Origin of the sequence: Carnobacterium sp. 1290_CSPC, assembly GCF_001053265.1 — a bacterium.
Taxonomy (GTDB): domain Bacteria; phylum Bacillota; class Bacilli; order Lactobacillales; family Aerococcaceae; genus Aerococcus; species Aerococcus urinaeequi.
The window spans coordinates 1-10098 of the sequence record NZ_JVVG01000078.1 but is presented as its reverse complement, the minus strand read 5'-3'; the positions used below and the strand labels follow the sequence as shown (position 1 = coordinate 10098).

The 10098-nt window shown below is 33.6% G+C and carries 5 protein-coding genes and 1 other RNA gene; 5 read left to right on the top strand and 1 reads right to left on the bottom strand.

Annotation, left to right across the window (positions count from 1 at the left end; translation table 11 throughout):
- Positions 1-306 precede the first annotated feature (306 nt).
- The 3 genes from AC973_RS07245 to AC973_RS07235 all read left to right on the top strand — a co-directional run bounded on the left by AC973_RS07245 (position 307) and on the right by AC973_RS07235 (position 4339).
- Complete coding sequence (locus AC973_RS07245; protein WP_048729173.1) at positions 307-2277, top strand: fructose-1,6-bisphosphatase; 1971 nt, start codon at positions 307-309, stop codon at positions 2275-2277.
- Between the two features lie 19 nt (positions 2278-2296).
- Entirely contained in the window at positions 2297-3025 is a 729-nt protein-coding gene (locus tag AC973_RS07240; RefSeq protein WP_048729171.1) for a histidine phosphatase family protein, read from the top strand.
- A gap of 240 nt (positions 3026-3265) precedes the next feature.
- A complete protein-coding gene (locus AC973_RS07235) occupies positions 3266-4339 on the top strand; it encodes a hypothetical protein (RefSeq protein ID WP_048729169.1) in 1074 nt (357 codons plus the stop codon).
- Between the two features lie 62 nt (positions 4340-4401).
- Here the strand turns inward: AC973_RS07235 and AC973_RS07230 are convergent, their stop codons facing one another.
- On the bottom strand, positions 4402-4623 hold the full coding sequence (locus AC973_RS07230; protein WP_048729167.1) for a CsbD family protein: 222 nt from the start codon (positions 4621-4623) through the stop codon (positions 4402-4404).
- A 178-nt stretch (positions 4624-4801) separates the two neighbouring features.
- Here AC973_RS07230 and ssrA point away from each other — a divergent pair.
- Positions 4802-5166: a transfer-messenger RNA gene (gene ssrA, locus AC973_RS09540) on the top strand.
- A gap of 400 nt (positions 5167-5566) precedes the next feature.
- Complete coding sequence (locus AC973_RS07225; RefSeq protein WP_048729165.1) at positions 5567-9769, top strand: hypothetical protein; 4203 nt, start codon at positions 5567-5569, stop codon at positions 9767-9769.
- Positions 9770-10098: the final 329 nt, after the last annotated feature.

Genomic DNA, 10098 nt, shown 5'->3' with positions numbered 1-10098 from the left:
AAAAATAGTGTCAATGAGATTCAATATGAATTCTCACCAACACTATTTATTATAGAACCATTATAATCAGGAAGCATACCTATGTTAAAAACTGCAAAGTTTATGGGTATGCTTTTTTGCTATTTTGTCACTAGTAATGATAGCAAGTTAATAGATTATTTAATATAATTAAAAAAGCGAATTAAGAAGGACTTAAATAGCCAATTTTTGAAAAAATCTCATGAATTTGTTAGAAATAGTAATATTGCAATTTTTATCTTCTGCGAGACATGGTATGATGGTTGAAAGAAAGTGAGTGAAGTAGTGATGGACTACAATGAACGTTATTTATTATTATTATCTGAGCAATTTCCAGATATTGCCTCAGTAACAACAGAAATCATTAATCTAGAAGCGATTATGGAATTACCTAAAGCCACAGAGCATTTTATTAGCGACCTCCATGGCGAGTATGATGCTGTTTCGCACGTGTTACGTAATGGGTCGGGGAATATTAAAGAAAAAATTCGAGAGGTATTCCAAAACCGGTTATCGACGAATGAAATGAACCAGTTGGCAACCCTTGTCTACTATCCAGAAGAGAAGCTAGACCGAGTGTTAGCGGATATTACAGATGTAGAAGAAGAGCATGAATTCTATACGTTAACAATTTCTAGATTAGTGGAGTTGGGACAATTTGTTGTGTCTAAATACACCCGTTCAAAAGTTCGCAAGGCTATGCCAAAAGACATGTCTTACATCCTTGAGGAGTTGTTATTTAAGGATTCTGTCTTGACCAATAAGGGGTCTTACTACTGGAATATCATTCAAAATGTTATCGAATTAGGGGCAGCAAACCGTCTAATTGAAGCCTTGTCTGAATTGATGCAGGAACTTGTTGTCGATCATTTACACGTTTTAGGGGACATCTATGACCGTGGGCCGTCGCCTGATAAAATCATTGACTTGTTGGCTGCTCAGAAATCCATCGATATCCAATGGGGGAACCATGACGCCATTTGGATGGGGGCCGCTTCGGGGTCACGCGTCTTGATCGCCAACGTATTACGGATTTGTGCCCGTTATGACAACTTAGAAATCATCGAGGATGGCTATGGTATTTCACTGAGACCCTTGGTGGCATTCGCGGAGGCTACATACCCCGATGACACTATCGCGGAATTCATGCCTAAGATTGACGATTCTGTGGACCATTTTCCAGAAGAAGTGAAACAAATTGCCAAGATGCAGCAGGCAATCACGATTATTCAATTTAAATTAGAAGCGCAAGTCATTAAACGCCACCCTGAATTTCAAACCGATAACCGCCTATTCCTTGATAAATTAGACTTGGAAAAAGGGACTGTACTCGTTGGTGGGAAGGAATATGACTTGAAGAATACGACGTTCCCTACGGTAGACCCGGCAGATCCGTTCAAACTAACTGAGGATGAAGAGTTTGTGATGGCGAAATTGCAAGCTGGTTTCTTAAACTCTGACCGTCTGCAAAAGCATATTGCCTACCTATATAGTAAGGGGTCATTGTATAAAGTCTACAATGAAAACCTGTTATATCACGGTTGTATTCCGATGAATGAGGATATGTCATTTAAGGCGGTTGAAATTCACGGCCGTTCATATGCAGGACGGGCATTGTTGGATCAATTTGAGAAGGCTATGCGTCAAGCTTTTGCGGCTCAAGGACCAGATGAAGACGAAAACCCTGATTTGGATTACATGTGGTATATCTGGCAAGGGGAAGGGTCATCGCTATTTGGAAAGACCAAGATGACGACGTTTGAGCGTTACTATATTGAGGATGCTGAAACACATCATGAGCCAAAAAATATTTACTATACTTTACGTAATGAAAAAGAGTCTGCTGAATTGATTTTAAGCGAGTTTGGTATTCGTCCAGATCGAGGGCACATTGTAAACGGTCATACACCGGTTAAAGAGCGTAAGGGTGAAGACCCAGTTAAAGCGGACGGTAAACTCTTAGTGATAGACGGTGGTTTTTCAAAAGCTTATCAACCAACCACAGGCCTAGCAGGTTACACCTTACTATATAATTCGTTTGGTATGTTATTAGTGAGCCACCAGCCATTCTCTAGTATTGAGGATGCCGTGGAACATGAAACAGATATCGTATCTACACGTCGAATTATCGATAAAGAGCTAGAACGATTACAAGTGCGCCAAACCGATGTAGGGGTTAAACTGGAAGACCAAGTCGCCCAGTTAAAAAAATTACTTCATGCCTATAGAAATGGTACAATAAGACCAAGAGTAGTGTAATTTGAGGAGGAATTTATTCATGTCAAAAGGTGTGACGATTTACTTCATGCGTCATGGAGAAACTTATCTAAACTATTATGGACGTATGCAAGGGTGGGCTGATGCGCCACTAACGCCACGCGGAGAAGAAGATGTACGTAGCAGTGGTCGTGGATTGGCCGATGTAGAATTTTCAGCAGTATATACGAGTGATTTACAACGTACGGTAAAAACAGCAGAACTTATTCTAGACGAAAATAAGGCAACTGCTAAAGATATTGAAATTGAGAAACGTCCAGAGTTTAGAGAAGTCTTCTTTGGTTCTTTTGAAGGATTAGACGCAAGAGGTTTATGGGACAAAGTAACAGAGATTGCTACTGGTAAAGATGGTTCCTATACTGGAGCAACTTCAGATGAAAGTGTTCGTTTAGAATTGAATGCTTTTAAAGAAATGGATCCTTACCACGATGCAGAAAACTTCATGGAATTTTGGATGCGTGTGGAATTAGGTTTGATTGATGTGATCACTAAACACAGAGAAACCGATCAAACGATTCTAATTGTGAGTCATGGGATGACTATCCGTAACATGATCCACGAATTGATTCCACAATTTGAAATTGATTCGATGCTAGATAATGCTAGTGTGTCCGTGGTTAGATATCAAGATGGTTTATACCACCTAGAAGCCTTTAACCAGACAGACCACTTTGCCCATAAAGAAATTAATGACCAAGAAACTGATCTTGATCATGAGGATATTTCTTAATCATATAAAGTCAAATGGTGAGTACACAAGGAAATTTACCTTGTCTGCGCTCGCCATTTTTTATTATCGATAAATTCTATATTATAGATAAAAGCCGAAGGAATGGGATACAACAAGCTTTATTTTACCTGCAAATTTATAAATTATGATATACTATATTGTGTATTTTTTTAAAAAAACTTAACAAAAAGAAAGGAATATTTACAAGTGGATAAAAATAGCACTAGGTGGCAAACCGTAATGGTAATGGCTGGTGCAATGATGGCATCACTCATTGGATCTGGTTTTGCAACAGGACAGGAGCTTATCCAATACTTTGTTTCAAAAGGTTGGATGGGGCTTCTTTCAATTTTTGTTATGTTTTTAGGCTTTGCTTTTATGGGGTATACCTTATTTACAACTGGATATCGGCACCAAGATAAATTAGAAAATACCAATGATATTTTTGAATTATATTCAAATAAAATGATTGGTAAATTCTATGAATATCTTTCTATCGTAGTTATTTTCTTAACATATACGGTAATGATCGCAGGAGCCGGTGCGACACTAAACCAGCAATTTGATACACCTATCATTGTTGGCTCAATACTGATGTTTGTAGTGGTTGCAGGTGTTGTAATGCTTGGATTAGAAGCCTTAACCAATATCTTAGGGAATTTAGGGCCTATGATTGCTATTGTTGCCATGATACTAGGTTTATATGGTTTAATCACCAACTTTAATGAATTACCCAATATAGCAAGTTCAATCGAAAGTGCTTTGGCAAATGGAGAAATTCAGACCTCTTCAGGAAATTGGCTTGTGTCAGGTCTTAATTATGTAGGGTATAACCTTATCTTATTCGCAGGTTTTATTAGCCAAACTGGGGGAGAAGCTAACAGCCGTAAAGACGCCGCATATTCGGGTCTAATCGGTGGGGGTTTCTTTAGTATTGCGATCCTTGTTTCTTATTTTGGTTTCATGGCTTCCTTCAACTTAGTGGGTAGATCAGCTGTACCTACTTTATCTTTAGCTAATGAAATTCATCCTTACCTAGCTTACTTCTTTGTTATTATTATCATGATTGGGATCTTCACTACAGCAGTCACCTTACTTTGGAATTCAGTATCTAATTTCTCAGAGGATGGTAGTAAAAAGCATAAGGTCCTTACATTGATTATCGGCCTAATTGGTTTAATTATCGGTTCAATGATTTCTTTTAGTTCATTATTGAAAATTGTCTATAACATTGCTGGCTATTTCGGAATTGCCTTTATGATTCTGATGCTAGTCCGTCACATTCAATGGGGTAGAGCAGCTAAAGAAAAATAGAAAAAAGTTTCAAATAAAAAAACCGCTTATGACAAGCGGTTTTTCTTTATTCTATTTAAGAATTATTCTTCGTCTTTTTTAGTAAAGCCATCTAGACGACCTTGAGCATCATCTTTGGCATCGTTAAATCTATCTTTAGATTCGTTGACTTTTTCTTCAACTTCGCCACGAGCTTGTTGGCCTTTACCTTTGCCTTCTTGCTCTTTATCACCAGTTACTTTACCAACTGTTTCATTTACTGCACCTTTAATTTTATCGAAAGTTCCATTGTTTTCGTTTGACATAAGATCAACCTCTTTCATTTAATTATTTAAAGTATATATATATTTTACCATATATGATATTGAGTACAAATTTAAACACTTATAAACCATTGAAAGCATGAGAATGTAGGCTAAGCTAGGTCATGCACCAATGTTGACCAAAGACTGAAATATATGATATAATAAAGGATACATTCACGGGGGTGTTATTGGATTCGACAGGCATGGCCCGGTGTACAACTACTGCTCGGAGGTTACGGCTTCGCAACAACGTTACCAGTTTAAATATAACTGACAAACAAGAAACAAACACTTTAGCTTTCGCTGCGTAAAAACAGTGAGCTAAGATTCGCCTAGCGTCACCTATGCGCTAGTTCCGAGTCCTATTATAGTAGGTTACGTTCTAAGCTTCCGTCTGGAGTAAGGAAAAGAGATTAATCAGACTAGCAATCTAATTGGTTTGTTTATTCACCATTAGTGCGCGAATCCGAGAATGAACTATAGTGGTAAAAGTTGTATAATCGGAGTGTTTGGACAGGGGTTCAAATCCCCTCACCTCCATATTATTCAACAAAGGCTTCCTAACAGTTGTAAAGGCTGGTAGGGAGCCTTTTTTAATATCTGAACTTTGCTTACAACTGCTATAAATCATTACTAACCATTACCACTCGGAAAATGGTAATGGTTTTTGATTCTGTATCTTTAACAGTAGTAATTTAGGCAATAAATTTATGGGTAGATAATTTTTAGTTCAAAACCCTTTATAAAATAATCTATAACAATTGCTACGGAAGTAGATTTTATTGTTATATATGTATCTGTTTTGCTTTATAACATGACTCAGTGAAATAGATTTTCACAAGAGCCTCAATAGCGAAAGCTATTGGGGTTTTCTCTTTTATACGTTAATGCTTAAGAATGCTATAATTAATTTAATTGTATTTCTAAAGAAGGGAGAAAATAAATGATTACTTGGGATTATTTTAACGTGAATAATAACCATAAAACAAGCTCTTTTGAGAGTTTAAGCAGACTGTTGTTCAAAGAAAACTATTGTGTAGAAGGTACTATTTTGCGATCTAATCCAAACCATAAAGGAATTGAAGTTGACCCAGTTACTGGAAAAGATGGATTAATAATAGGTTTTCAGGCTAAATATTTTTCAAAAGGAATAGACTATTCTCAAATTAAAAAAAGTTTTCAAATCATTAGAGATAATTACGAAGGTAAACTGGATAGAGTATATCTTTTTAGTAATGAAGATGTAAGTACTAATAATTCAAGTTATTTAGAGTGCGTTAAGATTTTAGAAGAAGCATCTATAGGGTGTATTGCAATAACCAACACAGAATTGCTAGAGCAAGCAGCGACATCAAAACGTGCTAGTGCATTATTCTTTAATCAACATAAGTTCGATATTGAATGGTTTCGACAACAAGTACAATTGAATTTGAATTCGCTATCGTATCGCTATAATAAGAAATTTAATGCAACTACTGATACAGAAAAATCCGTTGGCTTATTTTGTCAAAGCGAATTATCCGACGAATTATTGCCTGCTCGTGTGTCAAATTATCTGAAGGAAATTAAATCTTATTATAAACAAAGGGGACGAGAATTATTAGATAACATTGCAGAAGACATTCTTAAGTCAGGTGAGATAGAAAATACAAATGATTATTACAAACTAAATGAATATATTAAAAATAAATATGCATATGCTTTTCTACAACTTGGAAATTCTTTAAATGAACTAAATGATAAAATTCATTCTGCAGATCTTGAAAACGATGAAAGAGATAAATTGCTTTCTAAGAGGCAGGACTTAGAAAAAATAAAAAGATTACTAGATAATTTATTGCTTTCAAATTTTGAAGAGAAACTAATAGATAATAAAATTCTATTGTTAAAAGGGAAAGCAGGAGTTGGCAAATCACATACTTTCGCCATCTCCGCTAATAATTTAGTTTATGAAAACAGGCCAACAATTTTACTACCAGGGTATTCATTCATAAAAAATAATCCTGTTAAGAATCAATTAATCGACCTACTTAATATACCTAATATAGATATAAATAACTTGTTAGATAGTTTAGATGCTCTTGGAAAATTAATAAATAAGCCGATTGTTGTTTTTATTGATGGAATAAATGAAACTAATGACAACATTATTTGGAAGAATACTATTGAAGAAATCTCTCAAATTTTAGATAATTATAATTATGTAAAATTTGCTTTTTCATTTAGACATGGATTCGAAGAGAAATTAATATCAGATTATGCAGAAGAATTAATATCAAAAGAAAAAATATCTGTACTCAACCATGAAGGACTTGATAGATTTGATTATGAACAGATAAATATTTTTCTAGACTATTACAATATAACCTTCTCGCCAACATTATATTTTAATGAACAGATGTCGAATCCTTTATTTTTAACATTATTTTGTGAAAACTTTGCAGGATATGATATGGACATTCAAGAGATATTTAATAAAACGCTAGAAAAAATTGATCAATCATCTAGAGAAGAGATTGAATTTGATGAAGACTTTAATTTATTAAAAGAATTTCTTACTCAATTTGTATCTAAAATGCTAGCAGGAAATGGATGGACTGTTTCTAAAGAAGAAACTTTTTCGATACCATTTTGGGAAAACAACGGATTAGTATTTAAAAAGCATGATTATATTGGCTCACTAGTAAGAAATGGATTAATAAATAAATTTGAAAATTCCGACGAAATATACTACACATTCTCTTATAACTTAGTGCGAGATTATTTACTTGGAAGTGAAATATTCAAAAAGAGCACTAACTTAGATGAACTTGAATATAATATTTTAGATGTATTAATTGATGATGATAATCTTAACTATTCCATGGTAGATCCCTTATTGTTTACTTCAGAAATGGGATATGAAAGTTACGGAAGAGAGATAATTATACCTGTATTAGATTTTATTTACGAAGAAGATATACATTTGGCTAACAATTTAGCAGATCGTTTCATAGAATCTTTTACTATCAGAAAAAATATAAATACGAGTGTTGAAATATTAAGGAAGATACTTAATAACTACGAAGTTTCAATCGATACTTTCTATAATATGCTTATAGATAACAGTATTAAGCTAAAAAATTCAACAAATGCATATCTTTTAGATAGCCATCTTTCTCAAATGTCTATGGTTACTCGAGACTCACTATGGACAACTTTTATAAATGGAATAAGTAGTGATTCTAAACTAGGTCAGATTATTTCTTCTTTTGAGTCTGCGAAAGTTAATACACACTCTCTAAAAAATGAGCAAATTAGACTAATGCTTATATTGTTTAGCTGGACTTTGACATCTAGTAATAGAAAGTTAAGAGATCGTTGCTCAAAGGCTATGATTGTAATTCTTAAGGATAATTTTCAATTATGCTTAGACCTACTAAAAGAGTTCGAAAATACTAACGACCCATATGTAGTTCATAGATTATATAGTGTAGTTTTTGGAGCATTAGTGCGTACGAAGGACAAAAACCATGAAACTTATAAGGAGTTAGTAAATTACGTATATAATACTATCTTTCAGGCAGATGAAGTGTATCCAGATATCTTATTAAGGGATTATGCACGATTGATTATAGAGCGGTATTTATTTGAGTATCCCGAAGATATGGACTTTTCAAGAGAAAAAATTAGACCGCCTTATAATTCTTCTGATATTCCTGAAATGGAAAGAGTGGAGTATGATTCTTTCGGAAAAAATGATTCTTCTATAGATGCAATTATCTCTTCTATGAATACTGAGAATAGTGGCCCAGGAATTTATGGAGATTTTGGAAGATACGTGTTTGATTCAGCACTAAATCAATTTAAAAACTTCGATAATGAAAATGGCTATTATTATGCTATGGATTACATTTTTAATGTTATAGGTTTTGATGGCGGGCTATTTCCACACGACATTAATAATTATTATACTGAAAGACATGATACACGGAAAGTTGAACGCATTGGTAAAAAATATCAATGGATTGCTTTATATAATCTTTTAGCTAAGGTAGCCGACAATTATTTAGTAGAAAACGATTACGATATTTCAGAAGATTACAGCGGTCCATGGAGTCCATATGTTAGAGATTTTGATCCAACACTCAATAATAGATTTAAACCTGATAAAAGTCTAATCGAATTCAACCCTAAAGACGAGTTATATTCGAAAGAATTTTTAGACGATTTTGATCGAGAAGAAACAGATATGATAGACTGGGTAAATAAGACTTCCACACTATTTGATGATATTGAAAATGAAATTAAAATAAAAGATTCTCGAGGAAATAATTGGATAATTTTAAACCACATAAAAGAAATTGAAAAAAATGAAAATATATTACGAAAATACGATGGAAAGCGACAAGAAATTTATAACATTATCCAGGCATATTTTGTTAAAGAAGAAGATTATGAAAGGTGTTTGGAAGATATAGAGACTAGGAACTTCTATGGAAGAAACTATCCTGAGGGTAGCCGTTCATATGAATTTTTTAATAGAGAATATTATTGGAGTTCTGCATTAAAAAATAATGTATTAAAAAATGAATGGTCTGCTATAGAGATTGAGACAGGAGAGTACTATGAAGAAGAAGTACGGGATTATAGTTCATCAAATTTGGAAGATTTTATTTTAGGTATCGAGAATAATGAAGAAGTAAAATATAAAAAAGTAAAACGTCCGGTAAAGGAAATTGGTTATTATGTCTTGCCAGCTAGTAGTGATTTTTTATATGAGTCTCAATATGATGGTACACTTGAGGAGAGTTCAATTTCTTTTAAAATACCGAATTCAGAAATTATAAATATTTTAATGTTAGAGCAAAAAACGATTGATGGATTTTTCTATGTAGAAGATGAGCTAGTGGCATTTGATACAAAATTAATAGATGAAGATTATGGATTGATTATAAAAGAAACTTATCTTCATAAATTCTTAGAAGAGCAGAAATACAGAGTGTTTTGGACCTTAATTGGAGAAAAAAGCTTTAGAACATCAGATAGAATGCAAATATGGAGTCAGTGGAGTGGTTATGCGTATCTTAATGAGAAATTTGATATTGCTAGTAAAATGAGATTAGAAACTCCTGGTGAGTCAAATAGATTTAATAACAAAGTTTAAAAACGTATACTACAAATCATTTCATAGTAGTTATCACAATAACATAACTTATATCCAAAACCCACAATAAGTTTTGCTAATGAGATCTTATAGTGCTTCATCATTCATAATGACTACTGCATTAGACAACGATTTACAGAGTGCTTAACAGACATAGTTCTGTCTATCACTTTTAAAACTGTTCTAAATGGTCGTCAAAATAAGATATAAAGCGAAAAAGCTTTGAAGAAAGGCATTACCTTCTTCAAAGCTTTTTATATTGCAAAAAGTGGTTCTATAATAAATAGTGTTGGTGAGAATTCATATTGAATCTCATTGACACTATTTTT